This window comes from Mycobacterium venezuelense (genome assembly GCF_054919535.1).
Window position 1 is genome coordinate 153,249 of sequence record NZ_JBONDW010000006.1, and the last position, 15,989, is coordinate 169,237.

Here is a 15,989-nt window from a genome sequence, read left to right on the forward strand (position 1 = left end):
CACCTCAGACTGACAGCAGCCGCTGGAAGAAGTCGCGATACCGCTTGAGCGCCAGGCGAAGATCTTCGGTCGAGGCGTCCTCGCCACGTGCCCACTGCGCCTCCAGGCGCGACCGCGTGTCGGCGAAGCTCGCCGTGAGCTGTTCGACGACATCGGCCACCAGATTGTCCGCCTTCTGAACGCACTGCTTCGGGTCGTCGACGAACGCCGCCTGCACTTCATCCCACCGCGACCGCAGTCCGGACCGATGTTCGTCGGCGAACAGCAAGGTGTTGTCGTCCGGCGTCTCAACGTCGGCCTGCTGCGTGCCGGTGGTGCCGGCATCCCGGACGTCGCCTTCCTCGGCGGCGTGTCCCGGTTGCGCGGTGGCCGACATGTGCTCGGGTTGGGCAGTGGACGTCTGCTGCGGTTCAACGGGCGACGTCTGCTGTGGATCTATGTTCGGCATCTGCTGCGGTTCGGCGATCGAAGTCTGGTCGGGTTGGGCAGTCGGCATCGGCCGCTCGTGGGTGGTCATGCGCGCGCCTCCTTCGGCGAGTCGGTGGGCGGGACATCGTGGGGACGCTGCTCGGCAACGTGGGGACGCTCCTCGGCGCCCAACAACTGTTCGAAAAGCGCTCGGTAGTGGACGATCGCCTCCCGTTGGGCCTCGGTGCCGATGTCACCCTGCGCCTGGGCCATCTGCAGGATGTGTGCGGCCCGGTAGTGCTCGACGACCTTGGGATGATCGACCGAGATATCTGCTGCTTGCTGTTCGAAATCGTTTACCGGATAGCCGCGTTCATTCATCACCTCGGTGACGAGGCGGTCGGCTTCGTCCACCGCCTGTGACGGGTTGTCGACGAACCCGGCTTGCGTCGATGCCCAGGCTTGGGCGTACTTCGCCCGCGACTCGGGGCTCAACTCGACGATGTCCAGCTTCTTCCGCTTGCGTTGACGCGCAAGAAGCTCTTTTTCCGCGGCACGTTCGTCACCGGTCGCGTCGACAGCGCGCTCATACTCTGGACCGAACTGGTCTCGTAGCCTTTCCGACCGTTTGTGACGGCTCATCGATACGGCGACGATCAACGCCAGGATGACGATGACCGCGACAACTACTGCTATTGCAATCCAACTCCACGTAGGCATCTCCAGACCTCCTGCACGGCGGAATACCCGCTACTTGTCTGCAGAAACGTCAATTTTCGGGGCGCCGTCCGAGACCTGGTCAGAGTCGCTCGAAGCAGGGCTCGGAGTCGTCGTTCGGGATCTTTGCGTCCTGACTGGAGAACTTCCCGACCACACCGGAATCGGTGACCGCGACGCTGTCGGCGTGAATGCCGAGCGGGTAGTTGTCGTTGAGTTTCGTGGTGAGCTCGTTGAGCGCCGTCTGCACGGCGTCTTTCGAGAACGGGCCGGTGACGTCGAGCACCTGCAGGCCGAGGTCGCCGCCGGTGACGACAGGCTGCGCGGTGACTCGTGTACCGCCCGCGGCTTCGAGAGTGATGGTGCCGGCTGCCGGGTCGGTGCTCACCCCGGTCACCAGGCTGCCGACGCCGGGCAGGTTGGCGGCGACGGTGTCTTTGATGCCGGCCGCCGTCCAGGCCAGCGTTGCGTTGAGCGATCCGATGGTGCCCTTGGAATCCGCCGTGCCCTGCAGCCGGATGTCTTCCAGCGTCACGTCGGCGGTCATGCCCTCGGCTTCCTGAACGCGCTTCCCCCCGGTCTCCACCGAGATGTTGGTGTAGTGGCCGGTGATGTGCTGCCACAGGAACGGCGGGTTGACACCGAACGAAACCGATGCCGAATCTTGCACCACACACTCGGCTACGGCGACGAGGAGGTTGCCCGCGCGGTGCCGCGCGTACAGCTCGGCGGCGGCCAGGCCACCGACCACCACCGAGACCGCAATGACGACGATGAGAAGGACGGTTTGGCGATTGCGACGACGCGGCCGACTGCCGGTGGGCGCCGTCGTGGGCGGCCGCGCCCGTGACATCTTCTCGGTTGCCGCCGCGTCACGCGGGTGAGGTCGGGCGATCTTCTCTGTCGCCGCGTCGGGCGGCCGGTAGCGCGCCCGGAGTTGCTCGGTCGGCGGTTCTTGCGGTCGGCCGGCACGAGGCAGCCGCCGGGTGGCCGGGTCAGACGGCGGACGCCCCTGCCCGCGCCAGCCAGGCTGCCCTGGGCGTTGCGGCGGTGTCGGCACCCCCGCAATTGTGCCCCATTACCGGGGATGCTCCGAGCGGTTGGAGGAGAGTCAGTTCACGATGTCTGTCGTGCGGCGTCGACTGAAGGTGACGCCGCGGCATCGACACGCCCGCTACCTGTACCGCGCGGCGCAGTTGCGGCCGCCGCGATGGACAAGGCCGCGATCAGCAGGCACAGCACGGTGTACCAGAGGCTGCCGATCGGATCGCCGTCGGCCGTGACACCGTCTACAGCGCCGAAGTACGCCGGAAGGGCCGTCACCCACAGGACAGCCATGACACCCAGGTACACGACGGCATAGCGCAGGATCAGCGGATTCGAGTACGCCTCCGTTGATTCGCGACGCACCGCCGACCACTGCCTGATGAGGACCGGTATCGCCACCACACTGAGCACCACGAGTTCAGCGGCGTAGATGAACCCACCGACGGTGGTGCTGCCGGAGATCGCCGCGCCGATCGTCGCGGGCATGGGCAGCACTGCCGTGCCGATCGACGCCAGCACGCCGACGGCGATCGTCCGCCACACGATCTGCAAGCCGGTGAAGGTCTTGCCCTCGTCGGCGTACCGGCCGACGAAGATCTGCACGCAGAATGCCAGCGACATCGGCCACAGGGCGGCGAACACGACGACACTGGGCAGCGGAACGGAGTCGAAGAAAGGCTGATTCATCGGGTGGTCCAAAGTCCATTCCCACCAGCGCAATTGCGGTCCGAGATGGTCGAAGATCTCGTAGAACGCGTGGTGGACGAAACCGACACATACGGCGCCCACCAGCGCGCCGTATCGCCGGAAGACTCCCAGGCTGCGGACGATCTCGAACGCGACCGTGGCCATCATCGGATAGATTGCCACGATGTAGAGCGGCAGCCGCCCCCAGAGGAAGTCGATGGTGAACACATTGTGGGCGAACATCGTGTCGACGTACTCACTGATGCCGAACGCGCCAGGGAAGTACAGGGGCGGTTCGATGATCAACAGATACGCGATGGCGCCGAACCACAGCACGAGATTGGTCGGATCGTTGTGGCGGCGCAGCCTCGCGGTCGCGTAGACCAGGGCGAGCACCGCCCCGACGATCACGGTGAGTTCCAGGACCGGCAGTGTCCAGTTCTCCAATCCGAAGGGGCTGCGGAACTCCACGAGTCCGCCTGCGGTGTCACACGAAAAGCCAAGCCGCTGAGCGAGATCGGCGAACGTCGGGGTGCACAGATCAGACATTGGCCGGGTTCACTTTCTGCGCCGCGGCCGTCCCCGCGGTGTACCACTGGGTGACCTCGTAACCGGCCTCGTAGCGAGCGAACCACTCGTCGGCCAGCGCAGGCAGCTTCTCGTGCGCCGGGTTGTGGCCGGGAATCTGGCTACGCACGACTCCCGCGAGCGCAGTGAGCTGTTCACGGATGGGCAGGTGGCTGAAGGCGTTGGCGAACGGACCGTCGTCGGGCGCGTTGACGAACGGAAGGCGTTGCATCAGTGCCTTTTTCCTGGCCTGCATGCCGAAGATCGACAGCGCGTCGATCTTGCGCTCGGACAACGGCACATGCTTGTTGAATCCTTCGCAAGCCACCCGAAGGACACTCCACACGTGCTTGAAGATCGACGGAGCGACCCGCATGCGGTACCACGGATCGTCGACCACCGCGTCGTAGATGATCAACGCCGAGCTGCGATGTTCGACCTCCTCGACGAAATGCCACAGGAACAGGGAGGCAACGCGGTCGTCCCCCGGCGCGAACAGCGTGTCGTCATGATCGAGCATGAGCTTGAACACCGGCGTGAATGTCGCTTCGAGATCGGCCGTATAGGCAAGCCGGTACTTCAACGGCGTGCTGGCCGTCAGATCGTCGAATGCGCGCATCACCTCGTCGAGCGTCTCTTTCAGCGCGGGGTAACTCTTGATGAGCCCTTTCGCGTGCTGGCGGTGGGCCATCGAATGCTGCCCCTCCTGCCGGACGAAGGCCTGGGCCTCCTCGGCGATCTCGGGGTCGGTGATGTGCGGCATGGCTTCGGTGATCATGTGGCCGATCATCTTTTCGAAGGCAATTGCCAGGAACGACACCGCGTTGGCCATGCTCGAAAAAGCCGGGTTGGCTTCGTTCCACAGGAATGGGACGTGGTGGTCGGCGAACGCGAACCGCATTTTGCGCACTATCAGGTCAGTCATCGAGCACCTTCGTTCGATCGAAGCAATCATACAAAAGTCGGAGTACTTGTATGATTACTTCACGTGACGCCGATCGTCAACGGCCGGGGCGATATCCTGCAGGAATGTCGTTGGGAGGTTCGGTCGGTGGCGCGTAGGCGCGGGTGGGACGGCCGCCCGCCGAGCAGCGACGAGGAAGCCGCTGCGCGCATCGTCGACGCCGCGGTCAAGCTGATCTCCGAGACGGGTTCCGACGTCAGCATCGCCGACGTCGCGGCATCACTGGGCGTGATCAGGCAGACGGTCTACCGCTACTTCCCCACGGCCGATTCGCTCATGCATGCGGCCGCGCTGGCCTCGGTCGACGGATTCTTCGACCGACTGGCTGAGAGCGTGCGCGGTATCACCGATCCGGCCGAGGCGATGACCGAGGGCGTGGTCTTCACGCTCGAAGAGGTCACCCGAACGCCTCATCTGGGAATTCTGCTCTCCGAGCCGTATTTGCACTCGCACTCGGGGAATCTGGCCTCGGATGAGGCGCAGACCTTCGGCATGCGGATGATGACGCGATTCGACGTCGACTGGGACAAGTACGGCTACGACGAGACGGCGCAGCGCGAACTCGTCGAGTTCACGCTCCGGGTGATGATGTCGTTTTTCGTCGCGCCGAACGAGGCGACCCGATCCCGGGATGAGTTGCGCCGCTTCATCAGGCGTTGGCTGGGTGGCGCGATCCTGGCTCAACCGCGCGACGGCGACCGATGACGTCTTCGAATACTGCCGCGACTAGCGTGTTGAAGATGTCGGCTCGTTCCCACTGCAGGAAGTGACCGGCGCCGGGGATCACCAACGGGCCGACGCGATTGCGAAATGCCCGTTCGCACTTCGGGACGAAATCCTCGCCGAGCGCGTGATCGTCGGGTCCGTAGAGGACCAGTGTGCGCACGTCGACCGCATCCATGAGCGGAATGTCGGGCATGGCACGGCCGTATGCGAGTTGATAGGACGCCCATCCTGCCCGCAGCCTCACCTCGTCGGCGAACGGTTCGGTCATGAAGTCCACATCGGCCTGGGTGAACGTGTAGGGCGAGCCCCAGAGCCGATTCGTATACATCGCCGCGACCCACTGCCTGCGAGCCTGCGGCGACGTGAGCATCGCGGCGAGTTCGTCGGGGAAGGCGCCCTGCATCCACCGGTAGTCGGCAGTGGGATCGAAGGCACCGGCCAGCGACCACGGATGCGGTGAAGTGATCCCCGCGTAGTCCACGCCCATCGGCGGCACGGTGTTGAAAACGCAGAAACCGTCGACGAATCCGGGAAACCGGTGAATCATGTCGGTGGCCACCACGCCGCCGACGTCCCCCGCTGCGATCAGGCACGACGAGTGGCCGAGGCGGTCGTGCACAAGTGCATACAGGTCCCGCGAGTACGTCACGAGGTCGTGGCGGTCATCCGGCGGTGTGGCGCTGTCACCCATGCCGCGCAGATCCGGCACGATGACCTCGAAGCCCGCCGCGGCAAGGGGCTCGATGTTGCGCCACCAGATGCGCTTGGTCTCCGGGTACCCGTGAATCAGCAGTAACGGCGCGCCGCCCAGCCCTTCCCGGATGTACGCGAGCGAAACATGTTCCGCGACTTCAGCATTGTGGATCGTGAAGTGGTCCGCGGATGGAGTCGGCGGCTGTGGCGGCCGGTGGCGCGGATCGTATCTGAAACTCACCGTCGTTCAGCGGGCTCCGCGCACGAGGCGGCCCGGCCGAGCGCCGGTGTCCACACCGTCGCGGCGCGTGACGACTCCGTTGACGATCGTGGCGGTGTAGCCGGACGCCCCCTGGACCAGCCGGTGCCCGCCGGCCGGCAGGTCATAGGCCATCCGTGGGGCATGCAACGTCAGCGCATCCAAGTCGATGACGTTGACGTCGGCCTTCTTGCCGACGGCGATCACGCCCCGGTCGGACAAGCCGAACAGCTGTGCGGTGTCATGGGATTGCTTGCGGATCACATATTCCAGCGGCAACTTCTCGCCCCGATGCCGGTCCCGCGCCCAATGGGTCAGCAGGAACGTCGGATAGGACGCGTCACAGATCATGCTGCAGTGTGCGCCGCCGTCCGACAGCCCAAGCACGGCCGCCGGGTGCGTCATCATTTCGCGGATCGCGTCGTGATTGCCGTCGGCGTAGTTGAACATCGGCAGCATGAGCATCGATCCGGCATCGGCTTCCAGCATCAGGTCATACATCGTCGCCAAGACATCCTCGCCGCGGTCGCGGGCGATCGCTGCGACGGTGCGCTCGGCAGTGGGTTCGTAATCGGGCGGCTCGCCGAGCGCATACAACCGCTCCGCCGAGTATTGCGCCAACGCAAACATCCCGTCGAACAACACATTTGGATCGATGGGCAGGTCGTCTTCGGACAGGATCGCCGCGCGAACGGCAGGTTCGGCGAGGCGAGCGGCCAGCTCCTCACGACCGCATTCGGCCTTGAGTTTCCGGTACGTCGGGCGATGTGTGAACGCGTGATGGCCGGGGAACCCGAGCAACATCCCGAACGGCCGGGCGGCCACCTGCGGGTGCAGGCGGGCACCCCGGTCATGGGCCGCTGCCGAGATGTCCAACTGCTCGCGCCAGAGTTTGGGGTCGGCGTCGACCTGGATCAGCGCGAAGCTCAACGCACAGTCGATCTCGGCGCCGAGACGCTGCATCCACTCCAGTTCCTTTTTCGGCGCCACGATGTCCTCGCCCGCCGCACCCTGCGGTGCGAGCTCGAACACCGCTGCGCCGCCCGCCGCCATCGCGCGGCCCAGCGCGAACAACTCTTCTTCCGCGGCAAAGGTTCCCGGCACCGGCTCGCCGTCCATCGCCCGATGGGCAAGCGTGCGTGATGACGAAAAGCCCAGCGCCCCAGCCTCAGCCGCGTCCCGCACCAACCGGCTCATGGCCTCGATGTCCTCTGGCGTCGCCGGTTCGTTGCGGGCGCCGCGCTCCCCCATCGCGTATGCACGCACGGTTCCGTGCGCGATCTGGCTGCCGATGTCGACGGCTAGTTCACGCTTGCCGATCACGTCGAGGTACTCGGCGTAACTCTCCCAGCCCCACGTGATGCCCTCGGTCAGCGCGGTGCCCGGGATGTCCTCGACGCCCTCCATCAACTCGATGAGCCATTGCTCCTGCCCGGGCCGCACCGGCGCGAAGCCCACCCCGCAGTTCCCCGCGACGACCGTCGTGACCCCGTGGTTGCTCGACGGCTCGAGCACGTCGTCCCAGCTGACCTGGCCGTCGTAGTGCGTGTGGATGTCGACGAATCCGGGCGCGACGATCTTTCCGGTGGCGTCGATGGTCTCGGCCGCATCGCCGGCCAGCGGCGGGTCGCCGGGGCCGCGCCGACGGACCTCGACGATCTTTCCGTCCTTGAGTGCCACGTCAGCGGTGAATCTGTCGGTCCCTGTCCCATCGACGACGGTGCCGCCCGTGATCTTCAGATCGAACACGTTTCACTCCCTTGAATGCCTGCCGGCCGCTACGGTGGCAATGTAACACCGTTACAGAACGGCCGCGCCGAGTTTGATCCCTTCGTTCGGAGGAGTTCCCATGGCGATGCACACCGACGAGAGCATGAGCGATACGGCTCGCACTCGGCGCGAGGACGCGATCGGCACCCCACCCGAGCGGCCCACCCTGATCCCGGCCGAACGCTATTGCTCGCCTGCGTTCGCCGCGCTCGAGGTGCAGCGCATGTGGCCCAGAGTCTGGCAGGTCGCCTGCACCGTCGATCACGTCGCGGCACCGGGCGACTACTTCGAATACCGCTGCGGCCCATACTCGATTCTGATCGTGCACGGCGAGGACGGCATGCTGCGAGCGTTTCAGAACGCGTGCCGGCACCGCGGCAACACGCTGTGCGCCGGTGCGGGTTCGGACTTGCGCGAACTGAAATGTGGCTACCACGGCTGGACATGGGATCTCACCGGTGCGCTCAAGCGGATCCCGAACCGCAAGGGTTTCGGCGCGGTGCACATGTCCGACTTCCCACTGATCGCCGCCAAAGTCGACACGTGGGAACGATTGGTGTTCGTCAATCTCGATGCCGGCGCCATACCACTCCTTGAGTATCTGGAGGCCGTCCCGCGCGACATCGCGTGGTGCGGGCTCGACGATTTCCGGTGCTACGCGACGATGACGATCGACGTGGACGCCAACTGGAAGACGATCGCCGACGGGTACAGCGAGACCTATCACGTCCAGACGCTGCACCCCGAACTTCACCGGTGCATGGACGATGTCTATGCACCGCAATCGATCTGGGGCCGCACCGGAAAGTCCGAGTCGATGTACGGTGTGCCGAGCCCCCAACTGAAGGACGCATTGACCGATGAGGAGGTGTGGGCCGCGTACGTCTCAACGCAAGGTGCGTTGATGGGGCTGGAGGACGGCACGCCGTTTCCGCCCGAAACCCAGCCCGGCCAGTCGGTGGCCGACGTGATAGCCGATCGCATAAGGGAATTCGCGGCCGGCCGCGGCGTCGACCTGAGCTGGGCCGACACCGATCAGATGATGCGCCTGCACCAGTACAACGTCTTTCCCAACATGACGATGCTGGCCACCGCCGACCACTTGACGGTGATGACCGCACTGCCCGGCACCGATCCCGACCACGGACAGCTGGTGATGACCCTGATGACTCGCATGCCGCCGGGGTCGCCGCGCACCCGTCCGGCCGATGTTCGGCTGAGCGCGGCCGATGCCCACCCCGGCTTGGTCATGAGCCAGGACATCACCGTGCTGGCCGGCCTGCAGCGGGGTTTGCACCAGCCCGGTTTCACCCACCTCGTGCTGTCCAACGAGGAACGGAGAATCATCAACATGCACCGCAACCTCGAGCGATACCTCTCACTGCCAGAGGGCGGGCAGATCCCCGGGATGGGTACATGAGCGCAAGACATAAGGGGCCGACCACTGTCGATGCCGAGACCATCCTCGACACCGCGGCGGTCCTCATCGAACGCGATGGGGTGGCTGGGTTTTCGATGCGTGGGTTGGCCGAACGCCTCGGGGTGGCCGTCACGTCCATCTACTGGCACGTCGGCGGACGCGACACACTATTTGACAGTCTGGTCGACCGCCTTCTCGGCGAGATGGCCAATCTGCCGATGGACGGCAGCGGTCCGCTGGAGCGCATCGGCTCACTCGCGCGAACCCAGCGCAGGCTTCTCATCGAACGTCAACACCTTCTTGCGCTCGCACACGAGCGCGACCGGACGCCCACGTTGTTCCTGCCGGTCCAGCAGCGTCTGGCGGCGCAGCTCGCCGAACTCGAGATCACGGGAACCGATGCGGCGCTCGCGCTGCGAGCTGTCGAGGTGCACGTGATTTCGTCTGCGGTGATGCAATTCTCGGCCGTCCGCGGTCCTGCACACCAGGAGGAGGATCCAACGCTGTGGACCACGGAGTGGCCCGACCAGGAACTCGTCGAAGCACTGCAGTCGCCTACCGACTACGACGCCGTGTTCGAATACGGGCTTGAGGCCCTGCTGGTGTCGCTGCGACGGATTGTCACGGCAGAACCGTCTTCATCAGCATGACGTTGTAGGCCGACCACAGCGACAGGTTGTAGTACAGCTCCTTGCCGGTCGACCACGGGTGCAGGAACGGGGCGTAGATCCCGCCGGGGTATTGCGATGACGGTATGAGCAGCTGTTCTGGACTCCACGGGCCTTGTGGGGTCGGCGCGGTCCTCATCACGACGTCGTTGGCACCGTTGCCGTAGAGCACCAGGTACTGCTTGAGATACGTGTTGTACTGGGCCGACATCTCGCTGACCGGTCCAGGAATCACCGGTGTGGCCGCACCAGGATCCCGAGGGACCCAGGAGTTCGTCGGAGCGTTGAAGTACTCGTACTTCGTCAAGTCGGGCACATATCCGGGCAACACCCGCGCGATGTATGCCGCGCCGCCGCGCCCGGACGGTGTCCCGAACGTATAGAGGTACGGGTCACCCGGTCCTGGCTTGAGAAACGCGCCCTGCTGGAAGTTCTCATTGCCTCGCACGTACCTGGCACCCGCGACGCTGCCGTCGGCCGGTGTGCGCACGGTGCCGGGATAGACGCCCCAGTTCTCACCGTTGTCGGGTGAAACCGCGATGGCCGAGTAGTTCGTCGTCCACCGACCGTCACTGTCCCAGTTCTTGATCGACATGAAGTTCAGGTACTGCGTCGTTCCAACGGCAACGCCGGCGGTCGGGATGATCCCCTTCTCGGTCGCCGCCCACTTCGTGCTGTTGATGATCTGCTTCGACAGGCCAGGCCCCCACACCGGTGAACCCGAATACTTGTTGGCGGCAGCGCCGTTGGGCACGCTGATGGTTTTCGACAACGCGCCGTCCTGGCTGCGGAACAACACGTTGTACCGCCATTGCTGGCCGCGCACACTGCAGTATCCGTAAGTGTCGCCGAAGGCCATCAGCACCTGATGGGCGTTGGGATCGCCGTTGTCCCACATGATCCCGAGGTCGGTTCCGGTGATCGCGAACCGCTTGATGGTGTCGTTCGGGCTTTCCGGGCCGGTCACCCAGCCGACAAGCGTCGTACCGGGCGGCGAGGGCGGCGCCGGAGCGGGAGCCGGTGCGGGTTGAGCGACGACCGGCACCGGTTGGGTGTTCTGCACTGGGGTCTGCGGCTGCGGAACCGGTTGCTGCGGTAGCACTTGCGCTTGCTGGCGTACCGGCGCCGAGCGCGGGGTCAGCGCGTTGAGCAGCGCCCGCGACAGCTGGCCGAGCCTGGGTAGCGGCGCGCCTTCGTTCGCACCGGCGGGCCGGTGCCCTCGCGGCAGGCCACCGGGCAATGCCGGAGTGGCCGCGGCGTTCGGACCCGCCGGCGGTTGCACTGCCGCAGCGGCACCGGTGCAGGGTTCCGCGGCGGCAGGCGCTGCGACGCCGATGGCGACTGTCAGCCCGATTGCAGCCGCCGTCGCCACCGATTTGGAGGTGAGTGGGGGACGTCGCGACATGTCACACCTTCCCAGAGGGGACGTCGCACCGACGTCAACAGTTAGCAGGTGTGACGATAGTGATCAAAGAGGCTGCTGTGCTCTCTGATGCATTGATAGAGATGCATCCGTGACCGTGTCGCAACCGGATAAGTGGCCGGCGGCGTGTCGCGTGTGCAATCGCCGGTTCTGCAACCGGGTATCAAATCCTTCTATAGCGTGGAAGTCGGTCGAACGAAAAGGAGGTCACCATGGCCGAGAAAGGTACGTACGACCCGAAGAAGGGCGGCAAATTCTCGCCGACCACCAAGGCACAGCCGCCACCGCCGCCGCGTCCTGGACGCAAAGACAAGTAACCGCCTGATCCGGGACGCGTTCCGCGCCTGAGCACGCGCTGCCGATGCTGGCGCGTCGACTTGTGGCGCCTTCCAGAGCTGCCCGCCTACGAACGACTTGGGTTCGTAAGCGGGCAGTTTCAGCTGTCGATCAGATACACACCTAACCGATACGCAGCGGCCGGGTGGCACATACCGCCGACATCGCCGAACAGCTTTGCCTTTACAGTCGCGCACCACCAAAGCCGCACAAACCGTTCGAACACGCAGCAGCTGCCCCCTTTGCCGACGCACTGAGGCCCCGGCGAAACCCCTTCGCCGCCGGGATATCACCCATGCATTCGGCCACCACGAGCGGCGCAGAACCCGGCCGACTGCGCCATCGCGATGTCAGCCATCTCCCGTATGGTCCTGCTGCCGGATCGCCCAGCGTTCGGGCGAACCACTCGAAGAAGGGGGAACTGAAGTGACCATCGGTATCAACCAAAGCAACCTGTGTCAGTTGTCGTCGTCCGCGCTGGCCGCCACACTCGACGGCATTGCCGGGATGGGCTTCGACACAGTGCGATTCGCTGTCGACTGGGGCTACCTGAGCAATGCGTTCGGCCAGACCAATTACACCCCGGTCCGGGCTGTGAAGACCGCGCTGGACGCTCGCGGCCTGACCGCCATGCCATGCCTGGGCATCCACTATCCGTTCAATCACAGCTCGACCGGGTTCGGCAACTTCGTGGGCAAGTGCACCGAGATCTTCGGCAACATTCCGTACTACGAGGTGTGGAACGAGCCCAACATCATCGCGTTCAACATCGGCAGCCCGGCCAACTATGTCAAGTACCTCAAGGCTGCCGCGCCACGCATCAGAGCCGTTGGGTCACAAGTCATCTCGGCAGGGCTCGCCGCGTACCCGACCTTCCAGTCGCCGCTGGGCAAAAACTGGTCTCCAGTGGACTGGCTGAACGGCATGTACGCGGGCGGCGAGAGCGGCGACTACGACCTGCTGGGATACCACCCCTACAGCATCAAGGACGACCAGAACGCCACCTTTGTGGATCCCCGGACGACCCCGTTCGGCATCGCGCAGATCGACGCGCTCAAGGCGGTGCAGGCGTCCAAGGGTGATACCCGACCGATGGCCTTCACCGAGGTCGGCTACATCACGCCGGACAAGGTGAGCCTGGCGGACGCATCCGACTGGCTGACATGGCAATTGGCCAATCAGGATCCCAACTTCCCGCCCACATGGTTCTTCTGCTACCAGGACACCGCGGGCGATGGCGGTGGCTACGGGATCAAGGACAGCGCAGGCGCTCCCAAGGGCGTGTACTTCGACACGGTCGCTGCCCTCGTGTAGCGCCCTCGAACATGAGCGGCGGGCCGGCCGGCACGACGGCCCGCCGCTTGGTTCCGGCCACCGGAGCCGACGCTGTCGTAACGCTACGTCCGCAGCCCAGCGAGGCGACGTTTGGACGCGGCCGACTGGATCACCTGCGGCCACCAGAACCAGCGTCCCAGCAGGGCCGCGATGGCCGGCGTCATGAAAGACCGCACGATCAGTGTGTCGAACAGCAATCCGAGGGCAATCGTGGTGCCTACCTGCGCCATGACCCGTAGATCGCTGAACGCGAAGGAGGCCATCGTGAAGGCGAACACCAGACCAGCCGATGTCACCACGGAGCCGGTGCCCGCCATCGCTCGAATGATCCCGGTTTTGAGCCCGCCCGGGAGTTCTTCCTTGAAGCGTGACACCAGCAGCAGGTTGTAATCCGAACCGACCGCCAGCAACAGGATCACCGACATGGCCAGCACCATCCAGTGCAACTCAAGCCCCAGGAGGTGCTGCCAGACGAGCACGGACAGACCGAACGACGCACCGAGGGACAGCAGCACGGTTCCGACGATCACGGCCGCCGCCACCGCACTGCGGGTGATGATCAACATGATGATGAAAATCAATGACACCGCGGCGATTCCGGCGATCAGCAGATCGTAGAACGAACCGTCTCGCATGTCCTTGTACGTTGCCGCCGTGCCCGCCAGATAGATCTTCGAGCCCTCCAGCGGCGTACCCTTGATCGCCTCCTTTGCAGCCAACTTGATGGGGTCCACGTGATCCACGCCCTCCGGCGTCGCGGGGTCACCCTCGTGGCTGATGATGAACCGAACCGACTTGCCGTCGGGTGAGATGAAGTTCTCCATGCCGCGCTTGAAGTCTTTGTTGTCGAAGGCTTCCGGCGGTAGGTAGAACGTGTCGTCGTTGCGGGCGTCGTCGAACGCCTTGCCCATGGCGGTCGAATTCTCTTGCATCGCAGCCATCTGATCCTGCTGACCGTTCTGGGTCGCATACATCGTCAGCATCATGGTCTTCATCGTCTTCATGGTCTCGATCTGCTGGGGCAGCAGCGTGACCAGTTGCGGCATCAGAGAATCGAGGCGTTCCAGGTCGGGCAACAGCGCCTGAATGTCGTCGGTCATGGTGTCGATACCGTCGAGCGTGTCGAAGATCGACCGGATCGACCAGCATGCCGGGATGTCGGAGCAGTGCGGCTCCCAATAGAAGTAATTGCGCACGGGACGGAAGAAGTCATCGAAATCCGCTATGTTGTCCCGCAATTCGGCGATGTCGATCGTCATCGCCTTGGTCTTGGTCACCATCTGATGCGTCGTGTCGGCCATCTGCTGGGTCAGGTGCGACATCTGCTCCATCGTGTCGATGGTCTTCTGCATCTCGTCGGCCTGGACGAGCATGTCGGCCATCCGGTCCTGCTGATATTTCCGGTTCATCGTGTTGGTCGTGCCCTGCCGGCTCAACAGGAACGGGATCGACGTGTGCTCGATGGGACGACCGTTGGGTCTGGTGATCGCCTGAACCCTGGAGACGCCGGGCACCCGGACGATCGCCTTGGCGACCTTGTCGATGATGAGAAAGTCGGCGGGATTGCGCAGGTCGTGATCCGTCTCGATCATCAGCAGCTCGGGGTTCATCCGCGCGGCACTGAAGTGTCTTTCGGCCGCGGCATATCCGACGTTCGCCGGCAGATCGGCCGGCAGGTACTTGCGGGCGTCGTAATTCGTCTTGTAGCCCGGCAAGGTGAGCAGGCCGATGAGCGCGAGGCCCAGCGTTGCGGCCAGAACCGGCCCAGGCCACCGCACCACCGCGATGCCGACGCGACGCCAGCCGCGCGAACGGATGCTGCGCTTGGGCTCGAACCGTCCGAACCGGCTGCCGAGCACGATGACCGCGGGGCCCATCGTCAACGCAGCGACGACAGCGACGAAGGTGCCCACCGCGCACGGCACGCCCATCGTCTGAAAGTACGGCAGGCGAGTGAAGCTGAGGCACAGCATCGCGCCCGCAATCGTCATGCCGGACCCGAGAACGACGTGGGCGGTGCCACGGAACATGGTGTAGTAAGCGGCTTCCCGACTTTCCCCTGCGCCGCGCGCTTCCTGATAGCGACCGATCGCGAAGATCGCGTAGTCGGTCCCAGCGGCGATCACCATCAGAGTCAGCAGATTTACCGCGAAGGTCGACAGGCCGATGATCCCGAAGTGAGCCAGGGTGGCCACGATTCCGCGGGCCGCCCCGAGCTCGAGGAAGACCATCAGCAGCACCAGGATCATGGTCGCGATCGATCGGTAGACGATCAGAAGCATCACGGCGATCACCACGAGGGTGATCGCCGTGACCTTCGCGATGCTCTTGTCGCCGGCATGGTGCTGATCGGAGACCAACGGTGCGCCGCCGGTGACGTACACACTGATGCCCGGCGGCGGCGAGGATTGCGCGACGATGTCCCGCACCGCCGCCACGGACTCGTTCGCGAGCGTCTCGCCCTGGTTTCCGCGTAGGTAGACCTGGACGTAGGCGGATTTGCCGTCGTTGCTCTGGGCCCCGGATGCCGTGAGGGGATCACCCCAGAAATCCGCCACATGCTGCACGTGAGCGGTGTCGGCTTCCAGTTTGTCGACAACCCCGTCGTAGTAGTGATGAGCGTCGTCGCCGAGCGGCTGCTGGCCTTCCAGGACCACCATGGCGTTGCTGTCGGAATCGAACTCCTGGAAGTCGCTGCCGATCTTGCGCATCGCGATCATCGCGGGTGCGTCCTTGGCGCTCAAGCCGACAGTGTTTTCCTCCCCCACCTTCTCCAGCGGCGGGATGAGAACGTTGGTCAGGACAGTCACGACCACCCAACCGAGCAGGATCGGGAGCGCGAGTGCCCGGATGGCATTGGCGATGCCGGAGTCGAACCGCCTACGCCTGGTATCGATGCCGCTCATCCGCGCCCGCCCTTCGATCAGGCCACTGTCGCCCCGTGGACAGGTCGCAGGCGATACACATCC

13 protein-coding genes are annotated in these 15,989 nt (G+C 64.7%); 4 read left to right on the forward strand and 9 right to left on the reverse strand.

Translation table 11 applies throughout. The features are described 5' to 3' along the window. Positions 1-4: 4 nt before the first annotated feature. From ACRCUN_RS11880 to ACRCUN_RS11900, 5 genes are all read right to left on the reverse strand, one after another. Positions 5-517 (reverse strand): hypothetical protein, encoded by a 513-nt coding sequence (locus ACRCUN_RS11880; protein ID WP_462141838.1) that lies wholly within the window; start codon positions 515-517, stop codon positions 5-7. Further along, positions 514-1,128, reverse strand: a complete 615-nt coding sequence (locus ACRCUN_RS11885; RefSeq protein ID WP_462141839.1) for a hypothetical protein — start codon at positions 1,126-1,128, stop codon at positions 514-516. Before ACRCUN_RS11885 ends, ACRCUN_RS11880 begins: the two co-directional genes overlap by 4 nt. A 79-nt stretch (positions 1,129-1,207) precedes the next feature. Further along, positions 1,208-2,185, reverse strand: a complete 978-nt coding sequence (locus tag ACRCUN_RS11890; RefSeq protein ID WP_462141840.1) for an LmeA family phospholipid-binding protein — start codon at positions 2,183-2,185, stop codon at positions 1,208-1,210. 56 nt (positions 2,186-2,241) lie between these two features. After that, positions 2,242-3,408, reverse strand: a complete 1,167-nt coding sequence (locus tag ACRCUN_RS11895) for a hypothetical protein (protein ID WP_462141841.1) — start codon at positions 3,406-3,408, stop codon at positions 2,242-2,244. Further along, positions 3,401-4,351, reverse strand: coding sequence for a metal-dependent hydrolase (locus tag ACRCUN_RS11900; protein ID WP_462141842.1), 951 nt, complete (start codon positions 4,349-4,351; stop codon positions 3,401-3,403). The genes ACRCUN_RS11895 and ACRCUN_RS11900 overlap by 8 nt, the downstream gene beginning before the upstream one ends. A gap of 126 nt (positions 4,352-4,477) precedes the next feature. On the opposite strand from ACRCUN_RS11900, the gene ACRCUN_RS11905 reads away from it, so the two are divergent. Continuing rightward, complete coding sequence (locus tag ACRCUN_RS11905) at positions 4,478-5,095, forward strand: TetR/AcrR family transcriptional regulator (protein WP_462142040.1); 618 nt, start codon at positions 4,478-4,480, stop codon at positions 5,093-5,095. On the opposite strand, the gene ACRCUN_RS11910 is transcribed toward ACRCUN_RS11905, so the two are convergent. Then, entirely contained in the window at positions 5,040-6,050 is a 1,011-nt protein-coding gene (locus ACRCUN_RS11910; protein WP_462141843.1) for an alpha/beta fold hydrolase, read from the reverse strand. The two genes, ACRCUN_RS11905 and ACRCUN_RS11910, sit on opposite strands and share 56 nt — an antisense overlap. Before the next feature lie 6 nt (positions 6,051-6,056). Then, positions 6,057-7,817 (reverse strand): N-acyl-D-amino-acid deacylase family protein, encoded by a 1,761-nt coding sequence (locus ACRCUN_RS11915; RefSeq protein WP_462141844.1) that lies wholly within the window; start codon positions 7,815-7,817, stop codon positions 6,057-6,059. A 106-nt stretch (positions 7,818-7,923) separates the two neighbouring features. Here ACRCUN_RS11915 and ACRCUN_RS11920 point away from each other — a divergent pair, with 106 nt between their 5' ends. Further along, the gene (locus ACRCUN_RS11920; protein ID WP_462142041.1) at positions 7,924-9,258 is read left to right on the forward strand and encodes an aromatic ring-hydroxylating oxygenase subunit alpha; all 1,335 of its coding nucleotides are present in this window, start codon (positions 7,924-7,926) and stop codon (positions 9,256-9,258) included. Then, positions 9,255-9,908 (forward strand): TetR/AcrR family transcriptional regulator, encoded by a 654-nt coding sequence (locus tag ACRCUN_RS11925; RefSeq protein ID WP_462141845.1) that lies wholly within the window; start codon positions 9,255-9,257, stop codon positions 9,906-9,908. Before ACRCUN_RS11920 ends, ACRCUN_RS11925 begins: the two co-directional genes overlap by 4 nt. Here the strand turns inward: ACRCUN_RS11925 and ACRCUN_RS11930 are convergent. Then, a complete protein-coding gene (locus ACRCUN_RS11930) occupies positions 9,880-11,331 on the reverse strand; it encodes a glycoside hydrolase family 183 protein (RefSeq protein WP_462141846.1) in 1,452 nt (483 codons plus the stop codon). The genes ACRCUN_RS11925 and ACRCUN_RS11930 overlap by 29 nt on opposite strands. A gap of 780 nt (positions 11,332-12,111) precedes the next feature. Between ACRCUN_RS11930 and ACRCUN_RS11935 the strand changes: the two genes are divergently transcribed. Beyond that, a complete protein-coding gene (locus tag ACRCUN_RS11935; protein ID WP_462141847.1) occupies positions 12,112-12,999 on the forward strand; it encodes a glycoside hydrolase family 5 protein in 888 nt (295 codons plus the stop codon). 83 nt (positions 13,000-13,082) lie between these two features. On the opposite strand, the gene ACRCUN_RS11940 is transcribed toward ACRCUN_RS11935, so the two are convergent. Beyond that, complete coding sequence (locus ACRCUN_RS11940) at positions 13,083-15,926, reverse strand: MMPL/RND family transporter (RefSeq protein WP_462141848.1); 2,844 nt, start codon at positions 15,924-15,926, stop codon at positions 13,083-13,085. Positions 15,927-15,989 lie beyond the last annotated feature (63 nt).